25 protein-coding genes are annotated in these 24,342 nt (G+C 65.0%); 12 read left to right on the top strand and 13 right to left on the bottom strand.

The window, feature by feature from the left end; all coding sequences use genetic code 11:
• Positions 1-152: 152 nt before the first annotated feature.
• The gene (locus OOT43_RS18655; RefSeq protein WP_266022184.1) at positions 153-584 is read right to left on the bottom strand and encodes a hypothetical protein; all 432 of its coding nucleotides are present in this window, start codon (positions 582-584) and stop codon (positions 153-155) included.
• A gap of 50 nt (positions 585-634) precedes the next feature.
• On the bottom strand, positions 635-1,204 hold the full coding sequence (locus OOT43_RS18650; protein ID WP_266022183.1) for a Uma2 family endonuclease: 570 nt from the start codon (positions 1,202-1,204) through the stop codon (positions 635-637).
• Between the two features lie 245 nt (positions 1,205-1,449).
• Here OOT43_RS18650 and hyfB point away from each other — a divergent pair, with 245 nt between their 5' ends.
• From hyfB to OOT43_RS18620, 6 genes are read left to right on the top strand one after another with little or no spacing between them, the layout of a single operon-like run.
• Positions 1,450-3,570: a hydrogenase 4 subunit B gene (gene hyfB, locus OOT43_RS18645; protein ID WP_266022182.1), complete on the top strand. Its 2,121-nt coding sequence runs from the start codon at positions 1,450-1,452 to the stop codon at positions 3,568-3,570.
• Positions 3,570-4,508 (top strand): respiratory chain complex I subunit 1 family protein, encoded by a 939-nt coding sequence (locus OOT43_RS18640; RefSeq protein WP_266022181.1) that lies wholly within the window; start codon positions 3,570-3,572, stop codon positions 4,506-4,508. The genes hyfB and OOT43_RS18640 overlap by 1 nt, the downstream gene beginning before the upstream one ends.
• A gap of 5 nt (positions 4,509-4,513) precedes the next feature.
• Complete coding sequence (locus OOT43_RS18635; protein ID WP_266022180.1) at positions 4,514-5,191, top strand: formate hydrogenlyase; 678 nt, start codon at positions 4,514-4,516, stop codon at positions 5,189-5,191.
• On the top strand, positions 5,188-6,654 hold the full coding sequence (locus OOT43_RS18630) for a hydrogenase 4 subunit F (protein ID WP_266022178.1): 1,467 nt from the start codon (positions 5,188-5,190) through the stop codon (positions 6,652-6,654). The genes OOT43_RS18635 and OOT43_RS18630 overlap by 4 nt, the downstream gene beginning before the upstream one ends.
• Positions 6,651-8,273, top strand: coding sequence for a hydrogenase large subunit (locus OOT43_RS18625; protein ID WP_266022177.1), 1,623 nt, complete (start codon positions 6,651-6,653; stop codon positions 8,271-8,273). Before OOT43_RS18630 ends, OOT43_RS18625 begins: the two co-directional genes overlap by 4 nt.
• Before the next feature lie 10 nt (positions 8,274-8,283).
• On the top strand, positions 8,284-8,793 hold the full coding sequence (locus OOT43_RS18620) for an NADH-quinone oxidoreductase subunit B family protein (RefSeq protein ID WP_266022176.1): 510 nt from the start codon (positions 8,284-8,286) through the stop codon (positions 8,791-8,793).
• Between the two features lie 12 nt (positions 8,794-8,805).
• Here the strand turns inward: OOT43_RS18620 and OOT43_RS18615 are convergent, their stop codons facing one another.
• Entirely contained in the window at positions 8,806-9,243 is a 438-nt protein-coding gene (locus OOT43_RS18615; RefSeq protein ID WP_266022175.1) for an STAS-like domain-containing protein, read from the bottom strand.
• A gap of 222 nt (positions 9,244-9,465) precedes the next feature.
• Between OOT43_RS18615 and OOT43_RS18610 the strand changes: the two genes are divergently transcribed.
• The 4 genes from OOT43_RS18610 (at position 9,466) to OOT43_RS18595 (ending at position 13,177) form a co-directional block, all read left to right on the top strand.
• A complete protein-coding gene (locus OOT43_RS18610; RefSeq protein ID WP_266022174.1) occupies positions 9,466-10,251 on the top strand; it encodes a TIGR01458 family HAD-type hydrolase in 786 nt (261 codons plus the stop codon).
• A gap of 409 nt (positions 10,252-10,660) precedes the next feature.
• Positions 10,661-11,134 (top strand): hypothetical protein, encoded by a 474-nt coding sequence (locus tag OOT43_RS18605; protein ID WP_266022173.1) that lies wholly within the window; start codon positions 10,661-10,663, stop codon positions 11,132-11,134.
• Positions 11,065-11,436, top strand: coding sequence for a hypothetical protein (locus OOT43_RS18600; protein WP_266022172.1), 372 nt, complete (start codon positions 11,065-11,067; stop codon positions 11,434-11,436). The genes OOT43_RS18605 and OOT43_RS18600 overlap by 70 nt, the downstream gene beginning before the upstream one ends.
• Before the next feature lie 523 nt (positions 11,437-11,959).
• A complete protein-coding gene (locus OOT43_RS18595) occupies positions 11,960-13,177 on the top strand; it encodes an MraY family glycosyltransferase (protein ID WP_266022171.1) in 1,218 nt (405 codons plus the stop codon).
• Between the two features lie 26 nt (positions 13,178-13,203).
• Here OOT43_RS18595 and OOT43_RS18590 read toward each other — a convergent pair whose 3' ends face one another.
• Positions 13,204-13,785 carry a TetR/AcrR family transcriptional regulator gene (locus tag OOT43_RS18590; RefSeq protein WP_266022170.1) on the bottom strand — a complete coding sequence of 194 codons (582 nt, stop codon included), beginning with the start codon at positions 13,783-13,785 and terminating at the stop codon, positions 13,204-13,206.
• A 90-nt stretch (positions 13,786-13,875) separates the two neighbouring features.
• On the opposite strand from OOT43_RS18590, the gene OOT43_RS18585 reads away from it, so the two are divergent.
• Positions 13,876-14,532 carry a DJ-1/PfpI family protein gene (locus OOT43_RS18585; protein ID WP_266022169.1) on the top strand — a complete coding sequence of 219 codons (657 nt, stop codon included), beginning with the start codon at positions 13,876-13,878 and terminating at the stop codon, positions 14,530-14,532.
• Here OOT43_RS18585 and OOT43_RS18580 read toward each other — a convergent pair.
• Entirely contained in the window at positions 14,529-16,025 is a 1,497-nt protein-coding gene (locus OOT43_RS18580) for a phenylacetate--CoA ligase family protein (RefSeq protein WP_266022168.1), read from the bottom strand. The two genes, OOT43_RS18585 and OOT43_RS18580, sit on opposite strands and share 4 nt — an antisense overlap.
• A gap of 92 nt (positions 16,026-16,117) precedes the next feature.
• On the opposite strand from OOT43_RS18580, the gene OOT43_RS18575 reads away from it, so the two are divergent.
• Positions 16,118-16,885 carry a Nif3-like dinuclear metal center hexameric protein gene (locus OOT43_RS18575; protein ID WP_266022167.1) on the top strand — a complete coding sequence of 256 codons (768 nt, stop codon included), beginning with the start codon at positions 16,118-16,120 and terminating at the stop codon, positions 16,883-16,885.
• A 150-nt stretch (positions 16,886-17,035) separates the two neighbouring features.
• Here the strand turns inward: OOT43_RS18575 and OOT43_RS18570 are convergent, their stop codons facing one another.
• The 8 genes from OOT43_RS18570 to bioB form a co-directional block, all read right to left on the bottom strand.
• Entirely contained in the window at positions 17,036-17,719 is a 684-nt protein-coding gene (locus tag OOT43_RS18570; protein ID WP_266022166.1) for a hypothetical protein, read from the bottom strand.
• Positions 17,720-17,912: 193 nt separating this feature from the next.
• Positions 17,913-19,271 (bottom strand): MBL fold metallo-hydrolase RNA specificity domain-containing protein, encoded by a 1,359-nt coding sequence (locus tag OOT43_RS18565; RefSeq protein ID WP_266022165.1) that lies wholly within the window; start codon positions 19,269-19,271, stop codon positions 17,913-17,915.
• A 6-nt stretch (positions 19,272-19,277) separates the two neighbouring features.
• Positions 19,278-19,661 (bottom strand): hypothetical protein, encoded by a 384-nt coding sequence (locus OOT43_RS18560; RefSeq protein ID WP_266022164.1) that lies wholly within the window; start codon positions 19,659-19,661, stop codon positions 19,278-19,280.
• Positions 19,662-19,763: 102 nt separating this feature from the next.
• The gene (bioD, locus tag OOT43_RS18555; protein ID WP_266022163.1) at positions 19,764-20,450 is read right to left on the bottom strand and encodes a dethiobiotin synthase; all 687 of its coding nucleotides are present in this window, start codon (positions 20,448-20,450) and stop codon (positions 19,764-19,766) included.
• 9 nt (positions 20,451-20,459) lie between these two features.
• Positions 20,460-21,296 (bottom strand): malonyl-ACP O-methyltransferase BioC, encoded by an 837-nt coding sequence (gene bioC, locus OOT43_RS18550; protein ID WP_266022162.1) that lies wholly within the window; start codon positions 21,294-21,296, stop codon positions 20,460-20,462.
• On the bottom strand, positions 21,274-22,038 hold the full coding sequence (bioH, locus tag OOT43_RS18545) for a pimeloyl-ACP methyl ester esterase BioH (RefSeq protein WP_266022161.1): 765 nt from the start codon (positions 22,036-22,038) through the stop codon (positions 21,274-21,276). The genes bioC and bioH overlap by 23 nt, the downstream gene beginning before the upstream one ends.
• Entirely contained in the window at positions 22,039-23,202 is a 1,164-nt protein-coding gene (gene bioF, locus OOT43_RS18540; RefSeq protein WP_266022160.1) for an 8-amino-7-oxononanoate synthase, read from the bottom strand.
• A 5-nt stretch (positions 23,203-23,207) separates the two neighbouring features.
• On the bottom strand, positions 23,208-24,209 hold the full coding sequence (gene bioB / locus OOT43_RS18535; RefSeq protein WP_266022159.1) for a biotin synthase BioB: 1,002 nt from the start codon (positions 24,207-24,209) through the stop codon (positions 23,208-23,210).
• Positions 24,210-24,342: the final 133 nt, after the last annotated feature.

Genomic DNA, 24,342 nt, shown 5'->3' with positions numbered 1-24,342 from the left:
ACGGAGCTTAGCAGCCAAACTGGTTACGTCAAATTCGAGTGGCTTTGGTTTCCCATCATCCGACGCAAGCGCACGCAAAAATTACAATCTTCGTCGGTCACGGTTCTCAAGCACGAACCCGGCCCATGCCCGCGGGAAACAGCGCACGGGTTTCAGTATCCAAATCCGGTTCCCATCATCCACATTTGCGGATTTTCCGTCATGTCGAGCTTGAGTTCGGACGCCATGAGCCGCTTGTCCGCCTGGACTTTCCGGGCGGCGAGCTGCTTTAGGCGGTCTTCGGCCTGCTGGTCTCCGACGTAGACACAGTCGCAAAGCTCGTCGTCGGCATAGAGGTAGGTTACGGCCTTGTCGGTCCGGTGCGCGACCAACTGGCGCTGCGGAATCTTTTCCAGGTTGGCCTGCTGCTGCGGGTTCTGGGCGTAGAAGATCGTGAACCCGGAGGCGGAAAGCAGTTCTTCGACGCTTTCGACCTTCTCTTCCTTGCCCGCACACCCCGCAAGGAGGAAGAGCACAATCGCGAACACCGGAACACGACATTGGCTTGCGCCGCTCATCGGCGCCATCTGCTGCGTCGTATTCATCCGCTGATCCCTCACAAACCGGCTTTGCCTCGGGCCAAGCCATTTCGGTTTCATGTCCACAGCTCCGCCAGCGAAAAAGTGACGGCATCGAAAGGCGCCAGACAGATCGGATCGTCGTCCTTATAGGTGCCGAGCAACAACCAGGAACCGTCGCGCAGTTCGAATCCTTCGAGGGTGCGCGCCTGCGGATCGACCAGCCAGGCATGGGCCACGCCGCGGCGGGCGTACAGCGGCAGCTTGATGGCTCGGTCCTTTTTGGCCGTATTGGGCGAGAGGATTTCGCAGACCCAGTCCGGCACCACTTCGAAGCGATGGTCCTCGGGCACCGCGGGCATGCGCTCGCGGCGCCAGCCGGCGAGATCGGGCACGACGACTTCCACGTCGCGGACGAAGTGCAGTTCGGGTTCCGGCAAAATCCACCAGCCGCCGGGGCCGCCCCGGCCTTTGTCAAAAGGTCCGCCCAGTTCGATGTTAAGGCTGCGCTCCACTAAGGCATGCGGTCCGGCAGGCCGAGGCTGGGCGTAAAGCTCGCCATCCACGATCTCGCCGACCAGATTGTCGGGCAGTGCCATCAGACGCTCATAGGGCGTCGGTACGGCAACTGCTTGTGCTTGTCCCATGGCTGTCGTTCCTCCGATTGAAGGCAGCACACAGTGTGCCGGCTCGGGTCTGGAGGCGCAATGCGCTCGCCGCTTTCCAGCGGCTTTCCGTTCAAATACCCCGTATCCATCGGTTCATAGCAACCCCGGCCATGCCAGCGGGTTTTGGAAACCTTCGCGAACTCCCTGTCGTTTCGGGTACCCGGCTCATTGGCACGGAACTCGCTTCACGGCGGTATCCCTTTCGCCTTTCCCCAGGATTCTCCATGACGTTGTTTCTGGCCTATGCCTCCGTAGCGGCCGCGCTATCTTCGGGTCTGCTGGCACTGCTGGGGGAACATCGGGCAGCGTGGGGGGGGCTGGCACGGCGGGCCGCCGGTCTTATCCAGCCCCCGATCCCCGCGAGCCTGGCACAGGCGGCCAACCATTCCCGACGCTTGCCACACGCTTGGCGGCGCCTGGTATTCGCGCTGCTGACCGCGTCCGGCGTGCTGGCCCTGGCGGCCGGCGGCCTGCAGCTCCATGCCGGTACGGCAGTTTCCGGCCAACTACCCTTCGGACTGCCCTGGCTGCATTGGCATGTGCGGTTCGATACCTTGTCGGCCTTCTTTCTCGTGGTGCTCGGCCTGGGCGTCATCGCCGCGGGCGTTTACGGTCCGGGCTACACCCGCCAGTTCGCCGGCCAGTACTCGTTCGGAGCACTCGGGCTCTTCACCGGCTTGTTCGTTGCCGGCATGGAAGGCGTCCTGCTTGCGGACGATGCCTATTTTTTCGTGATCGCCTGGGAAGCCATGACGGTCTCGAGCTATTTCCTCGTGGCCTACCAGCATGAGCATGCCTCGCATCGGCGGGCGGCTTTCCTCTACCTGCTGATGGGCGAGGTGGGCGCCATCGCCATCATCCTGGCATTCGGCGTCCTGGCCGCGGTTTCGCACAGCTTCGCTTTCGACGCCTGGCGGGACGTCCATGTCACGCCGGCCTGGGGAACCGCCGCGTTCCTGCTGGCCCTGGCCGGGTTCGGGATGAAGGCGGGTCTGGTGCCGCTTCACGCCTGGCTGCCGGAAGCCCACCCCGCCGCGCCGGCCCACATTTCCGGCCTGATGAGCGGCGTGATGCTGAAAATCGCGGTCTATGGACTGCTGCGCTTCGCGTTCGACCTGCTGGGCGACGTGCAGTGGTATTGGGGCGCCATCGTGCTGGGCCTCGGAACCGGCTCGGCGGTGCTCGGCATTCTGTACGCGGTGGTACAGAGCGATTTGAAGCGCCTGCTGGCCTACTCTTCGATCGAGAACATGGGGATCGTGTTCATGGGGCTGGGCCTTTGCATGGTCTTCATCGGCAAGGGACACGTGCAGCTCGGGCTGATCGGCCTGGTCGCCGCGCTGTATCACGTCCTCAACCACTCATTGTTCAAGAACCTGCTGTTCCTGGCGGCGGGCTCGGTGGTCCACCAGACCCATCGGCACGATCTGGAACACATGGGGGGGTTGATCAAGCGCATGCCGGTCACCGCCGGGCTGTTCCTGACGGGCTCGGTCGCGATTGCCGGCCTGCCGCCGCTGAACGGCTTCGTCTCGGAGTGGCTGACCTTTCAGGCGGCCCTGCAGGCGGCGTCGGTCATCGACAACGGTATCCTGCGCAGCATGGTCTCGGTGGCGGCGGCAATCCTGGCGTTTACCGCCGCGGTAGCTGCGGCCTGTTTCGTCAAGCTCTACGGCGTGGCGTTCCTGGGCCAGCCGCGCGAGCGGCGCTCGGCCCATGCCCGTGAGGTGTCGCATACCGGCATGCTGTGGGCGCCGGCTATGCTGGGCGGCCTGTGCCTGCTGCTCGGGGTGCTTCCGACCTGGGTGCTCGACGCCATGCGCCCCATCACCCGCCAACTGCTCGGGGAAACCCTGACTAGCGCTTCGGCCCAAGGCTGGCTGTGGCTGACGCCGGGCGGCGTCAGCACGGCCTCGTACTCGGCGCCGCTGGTGGTGCTGGCGATGGCGTTGGCCTGGTGGCTCCTGCGCAGGCTCGAGCATCGCGGCCCGGCGGCTGACGTCCGGCACGCACCGGCCTGGGATTGCGGCTTCGGGGGCCTGAGTCCCCGGATGCAATACACCGCCGCCGCCTTCGCTCAGCCGGTCCGGCGCATCTTCGCACCGGTGTGGGATACCGTCGAAACCTCGGCCCCGGAAACGGCGGCCGCCAACCCCTTGCAGGTCACCGCCCTGCGCTACCGGCTGGAGATCGGGGACCGCTCCTGGCGCTGGCTGTACCTGCCGCTGACCCGCGTGGTCGAAGACCTCGCCCGCCTGACGGCGCGGATCCAGACCGGGCAGGTGCGGATATACATCGCGTATTCCTTCGTGACGCTGATCGTTCTTTTGGGAGTCGTAAGCTGATGGATTGGTTGCTCGCTCTGGCCCAGGCCGTGCTGTTCACGCTGCTGGCGCCGCTGTTTTCGGGCTGGCTCAAATGGATCAAGTGCCTGCTGCAGAACCGCCGCCCGCCGCCGCCGTGGCAGCCCTATCGCGACCTGCGGAAGCTTTTCGGCAAGCGCCCGGTGGTCGCCGACACCGCGTCGTGGCTGTTTCCGGTGACGCCCTACGTCGTGTTCTGCGCGGCGGCCTTGTCCGGCGCCATCGTGCCGTTCTTCGCCGTAGACCTGCCGACGGCGGCCATCGCCGACATGATCGTGCTGGTGGGCTTCTTCGCCCTGGGCCGGTTCTTCCTGGCCCTGGCCGGGATGGACGTCGGCACCGCCTTCGGCGGCATGGGCTCGTCGCGGGAGATGACCATCGCCTCGCTGGCGGAACCCGCCATGCTCATGGCCATCTTCACCCTGGCGCTGACCGCCTCCACCACCAATATTTCCGTCGCCATCGATTATCTGCTGGACACCGGTCTGGCGCTGCGGCCTTCCTTCCTGTTCGCGCTGGGGGGACTGCTGCTGGTGGCCGTGGCGGAAACGGGGCGGATCCCCATCGACAACCCAGCCACCCATCTCGAGCTGACCATGATCCATGAAGCCATGATCCTCGAATACAGCGGCCGCCATCTGGCGCTGATCGAATGGGCCGGCCAGATCCGGCTGATGCTGTACGGCGTACTCATCGCCAACATCTTCCTGCCCTGGGGACTGGCCCGTGAATTCACGCCCGAGGCGTTGGGCATCGGGGCCGCGGCCATCGCGGCCAAGCTCGGCGCACTGGCGGTCGCCCTCGCGCTGGCGGAAACCTCGGTCGCGAAGATGCGGCTGTTCCGGGTCCAGGAGTTCCTGGGGTTCGCTTACCTGCTCAGCCTGCTCGGCATGCTGAGCCACATCATCCTGGAGGTCTAGGCATCATGCCCGTTCCGGCTTACTCGGTCTACGAACAGGCGATCCTGTTCATCGCCGCCCTGGTAGTCTTCACGTCGTTCCTGATGCTGGGCCAGAAACGCCTGTCCGGCATGATCCATCTGTTCGCGGCCCAGGGCGCCCTGCTGGCCGCGACCACCGCGCTCGCCGCCTACACCCTGCCCTATCCGCACCTCTACATTTCCGCCCTCATCATCATGGCGCTGAAAGTCATCCTGATACCGGCGATGCTCCACCGGCTGATCGTCCGGCTGGACATGCACCGCGACGCCGAGCCGCTCTACCTGTACGGCTACGTCATGATGGCCGCGGCCGCGCTGGTAATGTTCAGTTATTACGTCGTGGAACCGATCGAGCACCTCTCCACGCTGGCGACCCGCAACGCCATGGCGGTGAGTCTGGCGGTTGTACTGCTGGGAATGCTGTTGATGATCACCCGCCGCCAGGTCGTCACCCACGTGATCGGCTTCATGGCGATCGAAAACGGCCTGTTCTTCGCCGCCGTGGCCTCGACCCAGGGCATGCCGATGGTGGTCGAACTCGGCATCGCTTTCGACGTGCTGGTCGCCGCCGTCATCTTCGGCGTGTTCTTCTTCCACATCCGTTCCAGCATCGACTCGCTGGACGTGGACCGGCTGAACCGTCTGAGCGAGGTGGAACCGTGAGCGCAGTCTACTGGATTCTGGGCATCCCCTTTGCCGGGATGCTCTATCAGGCCTGGCGCGGCGATGCGCCCCAGGCCGGACGGCTCAACACGCGATTGTGCGGCCTGGTCTTCCTGGCTTCGCTGGTGCTGGCGGCCGAGGTATTGCGCCAGGGCACCATCGAACTGGCGGACCTGCAGTTCCGCGTCGATGCTTTCAATGTCTACCTGGTCGTGCTGACTGCCTTCGTGGGAACCACCACGGCCATGTTCTCGGCGCCCTATATGGCCAACGAGCGTGAACACGGGCGGGTGAACGCCGCGCGCATGCGGCTCTACCATGCCATGTACCAGGGCTTCATGCTGACCATGTACCTGGTGCTGACCACCAACAACCTGGGGTTGATGTGGGTGGCGATGGAAGGCGCGACCCTGGCCACGGTGCTGCTGGTCAGCCTGTACCGCTCCCCGGAATCGATCGAAGCGGCGTGGAAATATTTCATCCTGTGCGGCGTCGGCATCGCCCAGGCGCTGTTCGGCACCGTGCTGCTCTATTTCGCCGCGGGCCAGGTGGAAGGAATAGGCGAGCACGGATTGCAGTGGTCGGTGCTCTACGCCCATGCCGCCGACCTGAATCCCACGGTCATGAGCATCGCCTTCGTTTTCCTGCTGGTCGGCTACGGCACCAAGATCGGGCTGGTGCCTCTGCACAACTGGCTGCCGGATGCCCATTCCGAGGGCCCGACGCCGATGTCGGCCATCCTCTCCGGCCTGCTGTTGAACGACGCGCTGTATGCGGTAGTCCGCTCCAAGATGCTGGTGGACGGCTCGCTGCAAAGTCCGCTGGCCGGCCACCTGATGATGGGCTTCGGCCTGCTGTCGTTCCTGGTGGCGGCGCTGTTCCTGCACCGCCAGCGCGACGTCAAGCGGCTGTTCAGCTACTCCTCGATCGAACACATGGGCATCATGACCTTCGCCTTCGGCCTGGGCGGCCCGCTGGCGACCTTCGCGGCCCTGATGCACATGACGGTGCATTCGCTCACCAAGTCGGCGATCTTCATCACGGTGGGCCATGCCGCACAGATCGCCCGAACCCAGCGGATCGAGCATATCCGAGGCCTGATGCGGACCCAGCCGATGGTCGGCTGGGGCCTGGTATTTGGCGTCGTTGCGATCGCGGGAATGCCGCCGTTCGGCGTCTTCACCAGCGAATTCCTGGTGCTCACCGCCACCATGGAGGAATTCCCCTGGCTGACGCCGCTCCTGCTGCTGGGGATCGCGGTCGCCTTCGCCGGACTGTTCCGCCATTTGCACCCCATGGCCTACGGGCCACAACCGGCAGGACAGGCGCCGGTGCAGGCCAACCTCTGGCCGGTGATGGCCCATCTCGGCATCGTCCTGTGGCTGGGGCTCTCGATTCCGGGCGTGCTGGCCGATTGGTTCAGCCAAGCCACGCGGCTCATTGCCGGGAGCGCGCCGCTATGAGCGCCATCCGAACCGCCGTCAACGAGGAAAGATTCGCGGTCACCGACAGGCTGACGGGACGCTTGCAGAGCCTGGGAACCCCGGAGTTCGGCAATGAGACATCCCGAGCAGGCGCCGTAGGCCCCGCGCTGCTGTGCCCGGTCGGCCCCGACGACTGGGCTCTTGCCGCGGAAGCCGCCGCGGCCCAAGGCTGCCGCTGGGCGGCGGGCTGGGGTGACGCCCAGGGCGAAAGCTGGGTCGTCAACGCCTTGCTGGAAAAATCCGGCGACTATCTGCTGCTCAGAACGGTGCTCCCGCCGGGCCGGAACGACCTGCCCTCGCAGACGCCTCACTTCCCCGGCGCGGCCCGTCCCGAACGCCATGTGCGGGACCTGCTGGGCCTGGATTTTACCGGCCACCCCGACGACCGGCGCTGGGTGCGCCATCAGGCCTGGGGTGAACGCGAATTTCCGCTGCGGCCGGATTTCCCCCTGGCAGGCCATCCACCGGCCGTCACGGCGCCGGACCGGGGCTATGGGTTCGCCTCCGCCCACGGCCCCGAGGTAAACGAAATCCCGGTCGGCCCGGTCCATGCCGGCATCATCGAACCGGGGCATTTCAGGTTCCTTGCGGTGGGAGAAACGGTGCTGAACCTGGAAGAACGCCTCGGATATGTGCACAAGGGGATCGAAAAACTGGCCGAGGGCCGCGATCCCGAAAGCCTGGCACGCTTGGCCGGGCGGGTATCCGGCGACACCGCGGTGGGCCACGCCTGGGCCGCGTGCCAGGCCATGGAGCGCGCCGCCGGTGTCGAGCCGCCGGAGCGGGGCTTATGGCTGAGGGCCGTCTTCGCCGAACGGGAGCGGGTCGCCAATCACCTCAACGACATCGGCGCGATCTGCAACGACACGGCCTTCGCCTTCGGTTACTACCAGTTCAGCCGCCTGCGCGAGCTCTGGCTCCGCGACAACCTGCGCTGGTTCGGCCATCGCCTGCTGATGGACCGGGTCGTGCCGGGCGGCGTCGCCGCGGACCTGCCGGAGGAGGCCATTAGCGCGATGCCGGGCGCCATTGCCACCCTGCGGCGCGAGTTGGACGAATTGAAGCCGATATTGGACGAAGGCACGATCTTTCAGGACCGCGTGGTCGGAGCGGGCGTGCTGCCGGAGCGCATCGTCCGTGAACTGGGCTGTCTGGGCTACGTGGCCCGGGCCTGCGGCATCGGCCGCGACGTAAGGGAACGGGCGCCGCACGCGCCCTACGATCGGCTGGGGATCAAGGCCGTCACCCGCAGCGACGGCGACGTCGCCGCCCGCCTGTACGTCCGGTACGGAGAGCTGCTCGCTTCGCTGGACATCCTCGACCAATGCCTGCGGCGGATCGAACCGGGACCGCTGCGGGCGGCCTGGCGCGATCCTCCGGAAAATGCCGAAGGGCTGGGCCTGGTGGAGGGATGGCGCGGCGAAATCGCCACCTATGTGCGCTTCGACGGCACCGGCCGCATCGCCCGCTTCTTCCCCCGCGACCCCAGCGTGTTCAACTGGCCGGCCCTGGAAAAGCTCATCCTCGGCAACATCGTTCCGGACTTTCCCCTGTGCAACAAGTCGGTCAACGGCTCGTATTCCGGCCACGACCTCTAAAGCCGCCGCCATGAACAATCTATTGAGCAAAATTGCCCGCGCTGGCATCGTCACCGAAACCTTCAAACCGCTGACCGACCCCGAGCTGGACCGCCTGGGTGCGGAACTCAAAGCCGTGATCGACGGGCGCTTCGCCGGGAGCCTCGCGATCCGGCAAGTCGACGCCGGTTCCTGCAACGCCTGCGAGCTGGAGATCGCCGCGCTGGGAAATCCCTTCTACGACGTCGAGCGCTACGGCGTCCATTTCGTCGCCTCGCCCCGCCATGCCGACGTGCTGCTGGTGACGGGGCCGGTTTCCCGCCACATGCAGGCGGCGCTGCTGGCGACCTGGGAAGCGACGCCGGAACCCAAGTGGGTAGTGGCGATTGGAACGTGCGCCGCCGGCGGCGGCGAGTTCGGCGTGAACTACGCGAGCTGTGGTGCGGTCGGCAACGTGCTCAGGGTCGACGCCGTGATCCCCGGCTGCCCGCCGACGCCGACGGATCTGGTCCGCGGCCTCCTGTCCCTGATCTCGCGGTAGAGAGCCGCAGCTTCAACGCTGTGATTGGGAGTGGCCGGCCAAGGCGGCGCAGCTTCCGAATTCCGTGGCTGTCGAAGCCCGGGACCAGGCCTGGTCCCGCCTTAGCTGCAGCAAGCTGAGATGGCGGTTGAGGAGAGGCCTGACACTCTCGTTGTAATGTGTCGGCACCAGCCAGATGTCCGGCACCTCCCGCTCGAGGAAGCCGAACAGTTCGTCGGTGAACGCTGCGCTCACGCTCTCCACCCCGGAAAAATCGAGTTCGACCCAGTTGCCGGCCTTGCGGCCGAGACTGGCGATCACCGAATGCGCCTGGCGGACCGAATCGAGCGCATGGGTTCTGGGACTGGCATAAGCCAGCAAATGGATCGTGGCGGGGACGCTGCGGGAAGGATCGGTCGAGTTCATGGCATCGGCGAAGGACGAGCGGTGGTTCCGGATTAGGGTAAACACGGTTCGTGCCAGCTCAATACAAGGCGAAGACATTGATTTGCATGAAGACGGTTAAAATCTCTCCGCGCTGATGGGGGAAATCCACCCCCGGCACTTGGGGATTGCAGCCGGCCGCCGGAATCCCTCCGCCTCCAGCTCTTGTCGGTGACGCCGCCATCACGGAACATTCCAGGCGAGCGCTCCCGCCCGCGCCTTCCTGCCAGCTGCAGCCCAAGGAGATCCATGCACGAATACGATCGGAACATTCATGGCGTACTGTTCGACCTGGACGGCGTGCTTTATGTGGATTCGCAACCCATTCCCGGCGCCGTGGAGGCCGTCGCGAAGATCAAGGCCGACGGCACGATCTGCCGTTTCGTCACCAACACCAGCACGCTATCCCTGGCCGCACTGGAACGAAAGATCAGGGCGCTGGGTTTTCCCGTGGAACGAAGCGAAATCCTCAGCGCCCCACAGGCCGCGTTGCGCCTCCTGCGAACCACGGGCATGCACGCCCACCTGCTGCTGGAGGACGACGTGAAAGCCGATTTCGACGGGATTCCCCAGGCTTCGATGGAGGACGCCGACGCGCTGGTGCTCGGCGATACCGGCGCCGTCTGGACTCACGACTGCCTCGACCGGATGTTCAACGCCATCATGCGGGGAGCGCGGCTGATCGCCATGCACAAGAACCGTTTCTGGCAAACCGGACGGGGTCTGCGCATGGACATCGGCGGGCTGGTGGCCGCGCTTGAATACTGCGCTGGAATGCGGGCATTGGTCATGGGCAAACCGTCGGCGGATTTTTTTGCCATCGCCCTCCAGGACATGGGACTGCCGCCCGAACAGGCCGCCATCGTCGGAGACGACATCGAGGCGGACATCGGGGGAGGCCAATCCGTGGGGCTCCACGGCATTCTGGTCAGAACCGGCAAGTTCCGACCTTCCCAAATGGAAACCGGCTCCGTGCGGCCGGACCGGATCATCGATTCGGTTGCCGACCTGCCGGACCTCCTGGGTACCGTTTGAATCCCTGCCATTCCCGGCGCTTCAAGGCTGAAACTGGCGGCAACGCAGTTCGGCGATAACACTTCGCCGAACCGAGAACAGTAGAAGCGTAAATGCCCTGAGCACAGCACAGCGCTTCGATTTCACTCAACGCCTCGCCTTTGGAATCCGTCCTGAGCGGGCCAGAAAGAGTGCGCATCGTCGGATGCCCCAAGAAATGTTTCTTCACAAATCATGGAAATCAGTGGCATATATCACATTCGAGTCGCCAATCGGCCAAAATTTCCTCTCGCTACCTCCGCTGAATAACTTCGCAACCTTGACTCATCGCCCATTAAAATGTTGACATGTTGTTCTTTATAAATATATGTTGCATTCCCATCGCGTTATTTGTCGGTACAAACTTCAAAAAACGAAGGAGAGCTTGGACATGTGTGATGGACTTCGGCTGTTGCGGACCATCGGACTGATACTGGTTCTGGGCGCGCCCGTGTATGGAGCGAGGGCGGCGGGAAAGCCGGCGATGCCGCCGGGGCTCAAGGCTGCGGTGAGCGCCGAACTGCGGAAGATCGAGGCGGCGGAAGGCGGCTACGCCTCGCTCAATTCGGACCATGGCTTCGCGCTGCGTTTCGAGCAGGGCGCGGTCGCCGTCGGCCCGCAGGGCAAGCCGGAGCATGCTAAAGCCTTGCCCGCCTGGCGCTGGGGGATGAAGCTCACCGGCTACGGCACGCCGGATGCCCTCCGCCCGGTCGCTCCGGCCGAAGTTTCCGCACAGGCAACGCGGATCGAATACCGCCGCGGCGCCGTTGTGGAGACGCCGAGACCAACAACCTCATGTCCAAGAGCTTCTGGATCTGGAACGGCACCAGCTACGACGTCTACGACGACGCCACCCCCAGCATGACCGGCACCCTCAAGGTGTTCCAGTCGCTGTTCGTCAAGACCCTGGCCGGCTCCAACGGCCACACCCTGCATCTCCTCATTCCCGCCGCCCCCAGCACCACCGGCCAGGCCCTCCCCGTTCCCACGGAACACCTGGCGCAAGGCAAGCTGCCCTGGTACCTCGGCTGGCTGGACTGGGTCGTTCCCCCCCGCCGCCGCCGGGCAGCCGCAAGGCCTCGCCGGCCGTGCGGCGCAGAGCCGCGGCCACGCCTCCGCCCACCGGTGGTAGCTCCGCACGCGCAGCGTAATCGGAGGGAATGCTGAGCCATGCGTGCGATTACGCGATGCTAATCGCACCTACGGGTTCTGCCGTGAGCGGAGTCGAACGGGAATGCTGAGCCATGCGTGCGATTACGCTGCGCGTGCGCACCTACGGGTCCTACGGGAACGATGTAGAGCGGAACCGGTTTTTTCGGGTTCCGCCGGAACGACTGATCACTTGTTTCTCACGAACCTCGACAAGCAAATGCCCACATGACCGACAACACCGAAATCCAAGGCACGGATCCGGCGCCCGCCCCGCACTGTTCCCAACCCGACCGACACGGACGTAATTCGCCGCCCGAGAAATCGCACGCCCCCTATGCCTCAGGAAAAACGAAGGGACGGACCGAATCCAGGGGACACAAGCTATAGCCCGGCATTGCGCCATGGCCGACTAACCGGATAACTGGCTTTTTCGAGATTGTTGACTACATTTGGAGCAGTAAATGCTTTCGCACATTCGTCCTGCGGAAGACAGATCGGATCCCCCGCAATTTTTTGATTTATCGGGCAGGTCAACGCCATGGCAATGATCGAGGATATCCTTGGCTACTTGAGCAACGCGACTCCGGTCCTGGTCTCGGGAGGGGGGCTCGCATTCACCGCGCTGCTCGTCCATCTGTTGAGTAAACCCGCCGAGCGCTTCGGCCTGGTGGACCGGCCCGGAGGGCGCAAGACACACGAGGGGCTGATTCCGCTCACGGGCGGGCTGGCCATCTACGGCGGCTTCGTCGTCGCCTCAGGCTGCGGCGCCGAAATCGTCTCTCCGATATTGCTGCTGGGGATGGGCTTCGTCCTGGCGGTCGGCCTGGTCGACGACCTTTACGGCCTGTCCGCGCGCTTCCGCCTTGCGACCGAAATCGGGGCCGCCCTGATCATGGTGATCTGGGGGGAAAAGATGATTCACGACCTCGGCGACATCGTCGGCACGGGGTCGCTGCGGCTGGGTCTGTTCGCGATCCCCTTCACGGTGCTGTGCACCGTCGGATTCATCAACGCCTTCAACATGTCGGACGGAATCGATGGGCTGGCCTCGGGCTGTGCCCTAACCGCCATGTCGTGGTTCATCTTCGCGACTTGGCTCGCCGACCAAGCGATTCCGCTCAAGGAATGGATACTACTGGCGGCCATCCTCGGCTTCGCCGCCTACAACATGCGCCATCCCTTGCGCAAAAAAGCTTCGGTATTCCTCGGCGATTCCGGCAGCATGCTGCTCGGCTTCGCCCTTGCCTGGATCGCCATCCAAATGGTGGAAGGCGGCCCGAACCGCATCCTCTCCCCCATTGCTGTGGCTTGGGTGCTGGCGTTGCCGGTCATCGACACGGTCAGGCTGATGCTTCAGCGGGGACTGCGGGGCGGCAACCCCTTCGTGGCCGACCGCGAGCATCTCCACCACATCCTTCTGCGGAAGAACCTGACCCCTGGACAAACCTCTTGGCTCCTGGTCGGCATCAATGGAATTCTCGGCGGAATCGGCGTGACAGGCCACCATCTGGGAGTGCCCGACTTCTGGCTGACAATCGGATTTATCGGGATTTTCGCGGCACATTACCGGCTGACGACTTACGGCTGCCGCCTGGACCAAGCCGATCCTGCCGCTCGGCCTGTGCCGGCACCCGAGAGTCTCAATGCCCTGTCGGTCCGGCACTGCCTGCCGAAGGCGGCCGAGTTGCCAATCGAGGTCAACCCCACGTCGGAGGGCATCGACGGCTACCGCGAACAGCGGCTCCGGCATTATTGACTTGCGCCGCCGGACGCTGCAGGTCTTCACCCGGACGCGACCTCCCGGTCCAGCATGTCGAGGAGGCTCTGCGCATCGTCGGCGATCCCCGGGTCTCCCGTCATTTGGGCACGCACGATGGCACCGTCGACGATCAGTAACGCCAGCGCGGCCACGCGCCCGGACTCGCCCCGACCGGCCGCATCGAGCCGACCGGCGAGGTAGTCGATCAGTTCCTGCTTGTGGTCCAACACCCGTCGGCGTTCCTCCGCCGAAAGGTCCACGGTCTCCGTGGCAGTATTGATGAAGGCGCAGCCGCGGAAATCGGGCGACTCGAACCATTCCCTCAGGAACCCGGCGATAAAGCCCAGCCGGAACCGCCCTTCCCGCTCGCTCTGCGCTTCGATACGCGCCTTGAACCAGTCCATCCAGAACGCATGGCGCCGGTCCAGGAACGCAAGCACGAGATCCTTCTTCGACGGAAAATTCCGGTAGAACGACATCTTGGCCACGCCCGATTCGGCAATGATCTTGTCCACGCCGGTGGCGCGTATGCCTTGCCGATAAAACAGCCGCAGGGCGGTTTCCAGAATGCGTTCGCGCGCCGTGCCAGGGTTTTCGGTTCTCATGGCATCCATCTTGACAGAGGGGTCTGTCTCGTCAATGATAGAGACAGGTCTGTATCATTCAAGTCACCGCCCATCCTCCGGAGAACCGCCATGCCCGTCAAACCCGGATTCCGCCTGGGAATCTACCTTTGCAAGGATCTCGAGATCGTCGACTTCGCCGCGCCCTACGGCGTGTTCTCGGTCGCTCGCCGTTTCGACCCCGAGTTGGACGCCTTCTTCGTAGCCGAATCGCTGCGGCCGGTTCAAGCCCAGGCAGGCTTCACGGTGCTGCCGAACCACGCATTCAACGACCGTCCGGCGATGGACGCCTTTCTGATCCCCGGGGGATTCGGCACCCGCCAGGAGATCAACAACGGCAGGCTGCACGACTTCATCCGCGCCCTGCCGGAATCCACCCTGCTGGTCTCTGTCTGCACCGGCTCCTGGATCTACGGCCGGATGGGCCTGCTCGACGGCAAAGCCGCCACCAACCGCAAGGAACCCGACCGGGTGGAGCAATCGGGCCATGGCAAGACACCGATCGACCGCCTGGCGGAACTCGCCCCAAACTGCCGCATCAGCCGGGCGCGCGTCGTCGACGCCGGCCGCATCGTCACCGGCGGCGGAATCAGCTCCGGCATGGAAATCGGATTCCATCTGCTGCGCAGGGCCGGCTACGGCGAAGATTTCATCCGCGAGGTGGCGCGGGTGATGGAATACGGCGCGGCCTACGACCTCTATTCGAAAGACATCGAGTATGCGGCCTAACGCCTCGTATAGCGGTGTTTCACCCCGGCGGGAAAGTACTCCGGATCTGCGAAGGGCCGCAGAACGACGTGGGGGGTCTGCCGCGCGTCCGGCGTGTAATGGGCGAATTCGCTGTTGAGGCGCAGCAGTTCCGTCCGCACCGACTCGGCGATTCTCGCTGCCTTGGCGTCGTCTGCCTCCACGCCCGGCAACAGTTCCACCGTCACCAGAAGCTCGCGGTCGCCCGCCGAGTCTTCTGGCGCCTCGAGGACGAACTTGCCGCTGACCCAATCGACGATGCCGGCCTGTTCCAGCCCGACCGTCACATTCTCCGGATAGATGTTGGCCCCGTAATAGGAGACGGTGAAATCTGCCCGCCCGAACAGGTAGACGAAAGGCAACGGCCGTTCGCCCCAGGCCGGATCGAATCCGTATTCGGCGAGATCGCGCGCGTCCCAGTCGCGCAGGAAGTCCAGCATCTCGGCGTAGCCGACCAGCCCGCCCCGGTCGGCGATGTGGTAGCGGATCAGGGGCACACCGTTGTCGCCGGTCACCACCAGCGTACCGTCGTGCAATTCGAAATAGCGGCTCAAGGGATCGTACTGCACCAGCGTCGGCAGCCTGGACTCGCCGAACAGTTCGCGGGCCGCCTCGGGATGAGCAGCGAAAAAGCGGCGTATGGCGATACTCAAAGGCGTTTCGTTGCCCAGGACGCCCCCATCGGCCGTGCCGTAAAGCGATGCGGTGTCATAGCAGGGGGAGTCGGACCCGATCCGGGCGCAGATGAGGGAGCGCCATTCCTCGCTGAACACTTCGCCGGCGAACACCAGCTTCACCGCATGGTGCTCCCAGGGAATCCCCGCGGCCGCACCGCTATCGATCACGTCTTTGACGAACGGCGGATAACCTAGCAGCACCGTCTGCTCGAAGTGCGGCGCCAGCTCGCCGATCACCCGGAAAATTTCGTCGGAGCGGTTGCCGGGCGTCGCCACCGTGACCGGATACCCCTTGCGGGCGAGATGCCATAGACACGAGGTGGTGTAGATGCCGCCGACCCAGTTCCCCAGGGCGAAACACACTACCGCCAGGGTGCTGCGGGCGTGGGCCTGGAAGGCATCCCGGAACACCTGCTCGAACCGCAAGGCAATGTCGAGTTCGTGGTGCAAGGCTCTCGGCCAGAAAGTCGGTTTGCCGGTCGAACCGGAAGACACCGCGATTCTGTCGCAAGCCGCCAGACGCCCACCCCAGCAGCGTTCGGGCAAAGGATAGGCCTGCATGTAGGTGGGCTTGTCGGTCAGAGGCAGGCGGGCGAAGTCGGCGAGGGTCCGCACGGCGTCCGGACGAATGCCATGGGTCGCCAGAAAGGACTGGTAGGCCGGCACTTCCGCCGCCGCACGCTGGAATAGCGAGAGAGCGGCAGCACCGGGGTCGCAGGCGAATCGCTCGGCCATCAAATCCTCCAGGGAGCTATCCAGAAACCGCATCGGCTGATCGGCGAGAAGGGGGACGGTCATGGGCTTGTCTCGAGGTCGGAAGATTGAGGATGATAGAACCACTGTGACTTGAGGGATAATCGAAGGTTCCAACACGGCTTGCAACGCGCTCCATGGCAACCACCCGCTCCGCTCTCGAACAATTCCTCGCTGTGCTGCTGAATCCCGGCGCGTTCGCCGATTATGGCCCGAATGGCCTGCAGATCGAGGGACGCGAGGAAATCCGGCGGATCGCCTTCGCGGTGTCCGCGACGGCCCATTCCGTCGCTGCGGCCGCCGAATGGCAGGCCGACGCTCTGATCGTGCATCACGGCCTGTTCTGGACATTCCACGGTGCACGGCCGCTGGTCGGACCGTTCGCGGGGCGGGTGTTTCCGCTGGTGCGCAATGCCATTAATCTATTCGCCTACCACTTGCCGCTCGACGCCCATCCCGAAATCGGCAATGCGGCGGTGCTGGGACACAGGATCGGCCTGGGCGAACAGGCGCCGTTCGGCGACCATCAGGGCTGCCCGACCGGTGTTCGGGGCAAGCTGCAGGTGACGCTGCCGGCTTCGGCGCTACGCGAGCGGCTGGCGGAAATCCTCGAACATCCGGTGCTGCTGGCCACGCCGGATGCGACGGCGCCGGTCCGCACGGTCGGGATCATCACCGGTGGAGCCAACGGCGGCTGGGCCGAGGCGGCAAAGGCGGGCCTGGACGCCTACATCAGCGGGGAAATGAGCGAACACGACTGGCACGAGGCGCAGGAGGCGGGGATACATATGTATGCCGGCGGACACAACGCCACCGAGCGGTTCGGCATTCAGGCCCTGATGGAACGGATCCGACGCGATCTGGACGTAGCGTGCCGATTCATCCCGAGTGTAAACCCGGCATAAGGAACCAAAATGCCCGAAGGCGGACGGCGCAAGAACCGTCCGCCTTCGGGCCCGGCGGGGGAAACGTGTGCTCGAGCCGCGATGAACACACGCCCGGCTTCCTCTTCGGGAGTTGTCAAAGTCCCCCGGAGATTCCGCCGACCGGAAAAATCATTTGGACTCGCCGTTATAACTCTGCGGACCGAAACTTGCGGGCTCCGCAAAAACGGGAACGGCGACTCCTGGCACCGCCTGGAACAGATTACAGCGCTCGTCGTCCGCCGCCTTGGCCACCTTGGTGTAGTGGACGGCTCCCCAATAGGCGCCGAACTCGTTGTAGACCTGGCATTCCCAGGCATACGGCGTCGGACTGGTTTCTGTGGAACCGCAGTCGAGGGTCACCGGCAGGGCCCAGGTTTCGCCGCCCATCTCCCGGTCACCTCTGACCCACTCCGAAACCAGGCCCATGTGCGCGCCCGTGTCGGTTGGCTGCAAGCCCGGCCTGTTGCCCCAGTAAGCCACGCCGGTGTCCACGGTGCCGGTCGTCGCGGCCATCCAATAGACCCAGTTCGTGGCGGCCTGGGCGGCTACCTCTGCCGGAGCGTCTTCCGTAGCATAGACGTGTTTGCCATGAGCGCTGTAAGCGGTCTGCTTACCGCCGAACAGAAGGGCGACCAGATCGTACCAGTTGCTGACGATCACACCCTGCTTTTCCACGTCGATCACGATGCGCTCATTCGGGAAAGTCTCCGAAACATAGCAGGCTGCTTCCGCATGGGCTGCAGCCATCGGCAAAGCGGTTCCACTCAGCGCCGTTACCCCGGCCATTGCCAGACTGACAAAAGATTTTTTCACAGTATCACCATTTCCTTAATGTTGAGATACGTCGAGGAACGCCGCATGTACGCGTTGTACACACCAGGAATTCGCTCGCCTCTGTTCCTTAATTTCATGCTGCCCCGCTTCTCGCAAGCGATCAGGCGGAGACGGCGCACAAGATATTCAGTTGATGCCCAAAAAATGTCAAATTCTCCGTAATCCTCACGGCTCATCCCAAACCGACCGTTTCGCGGTATTCGGGCACCCGGCAGTCCCAGCCAAGTTCATGCTCGATCCGGAAACGGAGTGCATCTGCCGCTTCGGGCTCGCCGTGGGTGATGAACGTCTGGAGCGGCGGTTTGGGCGATTGACGCAGCCAGTCGAGAATTTCACCCCAATCGGCATGGGCCGACAAGTTTTCGACCAGCCCCACCTCGGCCCGGATCGGAACGTATTCGCCATGGATCTTGACCGCTTCGGCGCCGCCCAGAATTGCCGCGCCACGCGTCCCCGGCGCCTGGAAGCCCGTGAACAGCACGGTATTGCGGTGGTCCGGAGCGAAGGCCTTGAGATGGTGCAGCACGCGTCCGCCGGTCGCCATGCCGCTCGCCGAGATCAGGATCATCGGCATCCGGCTGGCACTCAGCCCCTTGGACTCCTCTGCGGTATTGACGTAGCGTGCGGTCCGGCACACCGCCTCGGCCTCCGCGGAGGAAAGCCGGTGCTCCGAGCGATAACGGCCGAACAACTCGGTGGCGTCGACGGCCATCGGACTGTCGAGGTAGACGGGAACATCCGGCATTTTCCCGGCAGCCTTCAAACGGTGGATGCAGTACAACACGGTCTGGGCACGGCCGACGGCAAACGCTGGGATCAGCACGACACCGCCGCGGCGAAAGGTCCGTCCGATGTAGTCCCCGAACGCTTCCACCGGGTCTTCCGCGCCGTGGCGGCGGTTGCCATAGGTGGATTCGACCACGAGGAAATCGGCCGCCGGGCAAGGCGCCGGGCTGCGCATGGTCGGATCTTGCGGCCGCCCCAGGTCGCCCGAGAACGCGAGGGAGGAACGCCGGCCCCGGAGCACCACCGAAGCCGCCCCGAGGATATGTCCCGCCGGCTGGAAGCGGAACCGGAATTCGCCGCCCAACCGCACCTCGCGGCCGCAATCGACCGGCTCGAACAAATCGAGGCAACGCTCGGCATCTTCCCGCGTGTATAGCGGCAAGGCCGGATGATGGCGTGAGAAACCGCGCCGGTTGGCGTACTCGGCTTCCTCTTCCTGCAGGTGGCCGCTGTCGGGCAGCAGGATCCGGCAGAGATCGAGGGTCGCCGGGGTGCAATGGATGCGTCCGGCGAAACCGTTGCGCACCAGCAGAGGGATATAACCGCTGTGGTCGATATGCGCGTGGGTCAAAACCAGTGCCTCGAGACTGTCCGGCGCCACCGGGAAAGGCTCGCGGTTGCGCAGCCGGAGCTGCTTGAATCCCTGGAACAGCCCGCAGTCCACGAGAATGCGGCTCTGCCCCTCGGTCACCAGATATTTGGAACCGGTGACCGTCCCGGTGGCGCCGAAGAAGCCCAGTTCCATCGGGAATCAGGGCTTGGCCGCAGCTCCCGCGCTTCCGCCGTGACTCATTCCGCCCTGATGCTGCATCTGCATCATCATCTGATGATGCGCTTTCATGTGCTGCTTGATCATGTCGCGCTGCTGCTGTTTGAGCTTCTCCTTTTCCGCAGGGTCGGTCGTCGCCTGGATCTTGTCCATGATCTCGTGCATCTGCAGCATGTGATCCTGCATCATCTTGACGCGCTGATCCATCTGCTCCTCGCTCATCATGCCGCCGCCCCCCATCATGCCGCCCATTCCGCCGGAAGCCTGGGGCTTTTGGCTTGCAGCCGGCTCCTCCGCGCAGACCGGGCCGGCGAGGCCTATAACCGCGACCCCAACCAGGATCAGTTTTTCAATCGGCTTACGCATCTTGCGACTCCTTACATTGTCTGGTGCGCTGGGGAATTCCAGCACGGCGGACGGTATCACCGAACCGGTCGGCTGACCAGCCCCGATGGGGAGCGCAGCGACTCATCCCGCCCACTGTTCGAACGCCGCCGACAGGACCAGCCCGGAAGATTCCGGATGGCCATCCGGGCACCATGGAAGCAGGGCCAGACGCGGCTCCGGCAGCGATTCGTCCAGGGTGCGGAGGTATTCGTCCAGATAGGGGAACTCGGGCTCGATCACATTGCCGATCCACCCGGCCGGGCGCACGCAGGAGCGGCCGATCGCCGCGGCGCTGAGCAGCGCATGATTCAGGCAGCCCAGACGCAGGTCCACGACCAGCACCACAGGCCAGCGCAGCGCCTCGGCGAGATCGGATACCTTCTCGTGATCGTTCAACGGCACTTCCCATCCGCCGACGCCTTCCACGATCACCCAATCGGCCCGGCTCGCCAGTGCTTCGTTGTGAGCGACGATCGCATCGATGTCGACGGGCCGGCTCTCCAGACTGGCGGCGATATGGGGCGAAGTCGGCGTTTGGTAGGCGAAAGCGTTTACCTCGTCGTAGGCCGCTTCGACGTTCGCCGCCGCCAGCAGGAGTTCGGCGTCCTCATGACGCAGACTGCCATTCCTCCACACCGCGCCGGTTGCCACCGGCTTCATGGCGGCGACCCGGAATCCCCTTCGGCGCAGTTCGCGTATCAGCGCCAGGGAAACACGGGTTTTGCCGATCCCCGTGCCCGTACCCGTAATGAAAAAGCCTTGTGCCACGACTCATCCTCATTTTTCGACCAGCGCGGTCAACACTTCAAAGCTGGCGGTCACGCCTGACGCCATGCCCGGCAGGCGGCCGTAGGCCTCGGCCACCCGTTCCAGCGTATGCCGGCCGAGCAGATGGCGGGGCCGGTTCCGGGTCAGGTTGCGCGCTCCCAGCGCCTTCAACTCTTTCATCAGCGCCATGACGGAAGGATAGCCGCGTCCTACGATTGCGGCCTCCACCCGGACCTTCGAGAATCCCTGGGCCCGCAAGCTCTGCTCCACCGAGCGGCGAGTCGAGAACGCATTGACGTGGCTGTAGCCGTCGAGCGCGCTCCATGCCGTCCGCAGTTCGCCCAGTGTGTCCTCGCCGAAGGTACTGAACACCAGCCTGCCGCCCGGACGGAGCACGCGGCGGCATTCCGCAAAGGCGACGTCCAGGCGTTCGCACCATTGGAACGCCATGTTGGAGAAGATCAGGTCGACGGATGCGTCTGCCAGCGGCAGCGCCTCCGCGTCGCCCACGACGAGGCCGATGCTGTCGGCGGCGGGCCGATGCGCGCGCAGGAACCGGAGCATGCCTTCGGCAATGTCCACCGCCAGGCAGCAGGCCTCCGGGAAGGCCGAAACCAACGGTCCGGTCAAATGCCCGGTGCCTGCCCCGAGGTCCAGCACCCGCGCAGGCCGCAGCCCGAGAGGGCGAATCCGCGCCAGCAGCGAGTCGCCGACCTCCCGCTGCAATGCCGCGACGCCATCGTACCCGGCGGCCGCAGAACCGAACGAGGCACCGACCCAGCGCTTCTCGGGTGTATCCGCGGCCGGCGCAAACGGCTCGGCGTTACGGCAAGGAAATGAATTCATCGATCAGGCGGGCCGTCTGGTCGCCGTGGGTCAGGAAAGGAACATGGGGCGCGTTGTCGATGCGGTGACTGGTCAAGCCCGGTTTCAGTTCGGCGAGCACGGCCCCGAGACCGGCCGGCACCAGCTTGTCGCGCCGGCCGAGCAGGGCCTGCACCGGCTGCCGAAGCTCACGCAATACCGGGCGCAGATCGGCATGGCGCAGCACGTCCAGCCCTGCCAGGAGCGCCGTCCGCTCCGGCTGCGGCCGCCCCGCCAGCTGGCTGCGGACCTCGCGCAGCAGTTCCCGCTCGCCCGGCATGCCCCAGACCTGCAAGGCCAAAAAGCGCCGGCAGGCATCCTGGTAGTCGGCCAGAAAACCGTCGGCGAAACGCGCCAGCGTGGCCGCCTCCATTCCCGGCCAGCCGGGTTCGGCGACGAAGCGGGGTGTGCCGCACAGCAGAGTGAGCGAGGCCACGGCCTCCGGCGCCGTGCGGGCGGCCTCCAGCGCCACCATCGCGCCGAGCGACCAGCCGACCCAGTGCGCCGGCTGGGGCACAGACTCCAGAACGGCCGCCGCTGCGGTTTCGAGCGACCAGTCCGCCAGCATCGGGCTGTGGCCGTGTCCCGGCAGGTCGATGCGCGTGACCCGGTAACGGTCGGTCAGCTGCGGCACGAAACCGGACCAGATGCCGCCGTGCATGCCCCAGCCGTGGATCAGGACGACATCGGGTCCGCAACCCGATGTCTCGGCGAACAGCCCCATTCAAGCCTCCTGGGGAACGGCCGCGGCCAGCGCTTCAAGCAGGCCGTCGACCTGCTCGTCGGTGTGCGACGCGGACAGGGTGATCCGCAGCCGGGCGGTACCTTCCGGCACCGTAGGCGGGCGGATGGCGCTCACCAGAAAGCCCAGCTCGCCCAGGCGACGGCTGGCTTCGAGCGCTTCGGCATTGGCGCCGATCACGAGGGGCTGGATCGGGCCGGCCAGGTCGCCGAGTTCGAACCCGAGGCTTTCCGCGCCGGCACGGAAACGCCGCACGTTGCGGTGCAGCCGTTCGCGCCGCTCCGGCTCCTCGCGCACGAGGCGCAAACTGGCGCGGGTCGCCTCGGCGACCGCCGGCGGCAGCGCCGTGGTGTAGACATAAGTGCGGGCACGCTGGATCAGATATTCGATCAGATCGTCCGAACCCGCCGCGAAGGCGCCGAAAGTGCCCAGCGCTTTGCCCAGGGTGCCGACCAGAACGGGAACCTCGATGTCGCCCAGGCCGAAATACTCCAGGGTTCCGCGCCCTTCGCCGCCCAGAACGCCCAGCCCGTGGGCATCGTCGACCACCAGCCATGCGTTGCCGTTCCGGGCGACGCGGACCAGCTCCGGCAAGGGCGCCAGGTCGCCGTCCATGCTGAACACGCCGTCGGTGACGACCAGCCGGGTTTCGGCGCGGGACTCGGCCAGGGCGGCTTCGAGAGCAAGGGCATCGGCATGGGGATAGCGCTGGAAGCGGGCGCCGGACAGGAGGCCGCCATCCAGCAAGGAAGCATGGTTCAGCCGGTCCTCGAACACCGCATCGCCCCGCCCGGCCAGGGCGGAAATGACGCCGAGATTGGCCATGTAGCCGGTGGAGAACAGCAGGGCCCGCGGACGGCCGGTGAATTCGGCCAGCTCTTCTTCCAGCGCATGGTGCGCCGCCGAGTGGCCGCAGACGAGGTGGGAGGCGCCGGAACCCGCGCCCCAGCGGTCGACGCCGCGCCGGAAAGCCTCCCGCACCGCGGGGTGATTCGCCAGCCCCAGGTAATCGTTGCTGCAGAAGTTAACGACGCGGCGGCCATCGACGGCGACCTGTACGTCCTGCGGACTTTCGACGATCCGCCGCTGCCGGTAGGCTGCGCGCGCCTTGATCGCCTCCAAGGCCGCGGCCGGGTCGAACGCCATGGCACTCAGCAGCCCAGGCCCGCCATGCGCAGCCCTAAACGCGCGAACAACTGCTTGTCGCGCTGGGCCTGCGGATTCTCCGTGGTCAACAGTTTCTCGCCGTAGAAGATCGAATTGGCCCCGGCCAGGAAACACAGGACCTGCATCTCGTCGCTCATGTCCGAGCGTCCGGCCGACAGCCGTACCCGGGAAGCCGGCATCATGATGCGCGCCACGGCGACGGTGCGCACGAAATCGAGCGGATCGAGCGCTGCCGCATCGGCCAGCGGCGTGCCCTCCACCTTCACCAGCAGGTTGATCGGCACGCTCTCCGGGTGGCGCGGCAGATTGGCCAGACCGATCAGCAGACCGGCGCGGTCGGCGGCGGATTCGCCCATGCCGACGATGCCGCCGCAGCACACGTGCATGCCCGCATCGCGCACCCGTTGCAGCGTATCCAGCCGGTCCTGGTAGGTTCGGGTGGTGATGATCTCGCCGTAATAGCTTTCCGAGGTGTCCAGGTTATGGTTGTAGTAATCCAGGCCCGCCTCCTTGAGCCGCCGGGTCTGTGGGTCGCTCAGCATTCCCGCGGTGACGCAGGTTTCCATCCCCAGCGCCTTGACGCCCTCGACCATCGCCGCGATGGCGTCCAGGTCGCCATCGCGCGGGCTGCGCCAGGCAGCGCCCATGCAGAACCGCGTGGCGCCTTCCGATTTCGCCCGTCGGGCGGCGTCCAGCACCTCTTCCAGCGGCATCAGCGACTCGCGCTTGAGGCCGGTCTCGTGATGCGCGCTCTGCGGACAATAGGCGCAGTCTTCCGAACAGGCGCCGGTCTTGACGCTGAGCAGGCTGCTGACCTGGACTTCGCTCGGATCGAAATGGCGGCGGTGCACGGTCTGGGCTTGGTACAGCAGCTCGCTGAATGGCCGCGCGAACAGGGCCTCGACCTCGCCCTGGGTCCAGTCATGGCGCAGCACCGGTTCTCCAACCCGCTCCTGGTTCGTCGTTACCGCAACTTCTGCTTGCATTACACTCGATCTCCAGTGGATGACCCGCGAACCGGCAGTGTAGGAAGTTAAGCCGTCATGCCGGCAGGGAATGCCGGCATCCATGACACAGGGATGTGCTGGGCATGAGCCCTCCATGGCCCCTGGGCTCCGG

It is taken from the genome of Methylococcus mesophilus (assembly GCF_026247885.1).
Lineage (GTDB): Bacteria > Pseudomonadota > Gammaproteobacteria > Methylococcales > Methylococcaceae > Methylococcus > Methylococcus mesophilus.
The sequence above is the reverse complement of the archived record's forward strand: the minus strand, read 5'-3'. Positions and strand labels throughout refer to the sequence as shown.

Coding starts and splice junctions, on each gene's coding strand:
- OOT43_RS18655 (WP_266022184.1), bottom strand. CDS start 584: ATGAATACGACGCAGCAGATGGCGCCGATGAGCGGCGCAAGCCAATGT.
- OOT43_RS18575 (WP_266022167.1), top strand. CDS start 16,118: ATGGCAACCACCCGCTCCGCTCTCGAACAATTCCTCGCTGTGCTGCTG.
- OOT43_RS18620 (WP_266022176.1), top strand. CDS start 8,284: ATGAACAATCTATTGAGCAAAATTGCCCGCGCTGGCATCGTCACCGAA.
- OOT43_RS18585 (WP_266022169.1), top strand. CDS start 13,876: ATGCCCGTCAAACCCGGATTCCGCCTGGGAATCTACCTTTGCAAGGAT.
- bioB (WP_266022159.1), bottom strand. CDS start 24,209: ATGCAAGCAGAAGTTGCGGTAACGACGAACCAGGAGCGGGTTGGAGAA.
- OOT43_RS18625 (WP_266022177.1), top strand. CDS start 6,651: ATGAGCGCCATCCGAACCGCCGTCAACGAGGAAAGATTCGCGGTCACC.
- OOT43_RS18565 (WP_266022165.1), bottom strand. CDS start 19,271: ATGGAACTGGGCTTCTTCGGCGCCACCGGGACGGTCACCGGTTCCAAA.
- hyfB (WP_266022182.1), top strand. CDS start 1,450: ATGACGTTGTTTCTGGCCTATGCCTCCGTAGCGGCCGCGCTATCTTCG.
- OOT43_RS18560 (WP_266022164.1), bottom strand. CDS start 19,661: ATGCGTAAGCCGATTGAAAAACTGATCCTGGTTGGGGTCGCGGTTATA.
- bioH (WP_266022161.1), bottom strand. CDS start 22,038: ATGGGGCTGTTCGCCGAGACATCGGGTTGCGGACCCGATGTCGTCCTG.
- OOT43_RS18610 (WP_266022174.1), top strand. CDS start 9,466: ATGCACGAATACGATCGGAACATTCATGGCGTACTGTTCGACCTGGAC.
- OOT43_RS18605 (WP_266022173.1), top strand. CDS start 10,661: ATGTGTGATGGACTTCGGCTGTTGCGGACCATCGGACTGATACTGGTT.
- bioF (WP_266022160.1), bottom strand. CDS start 23,202: ATGGCGTTCGACCCGGCCGCGGCCTTGGAGGCGATCAAGGCGCGCGCA.
- OOT43_RS18635 (WP_266022180.1), top strand. CDS start 4,514: ATGCCCGTTCCGGCTTACTCGGTCTACGAACAGGCGATCCTGTTCATC.
- OOT43_RS18600 (WP_266022172.1), top strand. CDS start 11,065: ATGTCCAAGAGCTTCTGGATCTGGAACGGCACCAGCTACGACGTCTAC.
- bioC (WP_266022162.1), bottom strand. CDS start 21,296: ATGAATTCATTTCCTTGCCGTAACGCCGAGCCGTTTGCGCCGGCCGCG.
- OOT43_RS18595 (WP_266022171.1), top strand. CDS start 11,960: ATGGCAATGATCGAGGATATCCTTGGCTACTTGAGCAACGCGACTCCG.
- OOT43_RS18580 (WP_266022168.1), bottom strand. CDS start 16,025: ATGACCGTCCCCCTTCTCGCCGATCAGCCGATGCGGTTTCTGGATAGC.
- OOT43_RS18590 (WP_266022170.1), bottom strand. CDS start 13,785: ATGAGAACCGAAAACCCTGGCACGGCGCGCGAACGCATTCTGGAAACC.
- OOT43_RS18640 (WP_266022181.1), top strand. CDS start 3,570: ATGGATTGGTTGCTCGCTCTGGCCCAGGCCGTGCTGTTCACGCTGCTG.
- OOT43_RS18650 (WP_266022183.1), bottom strand. CDS start 1,204: ATGGGACAAGCACAAGCAGTTGCCGTACCGACGCCCTATGAGCGTCTG.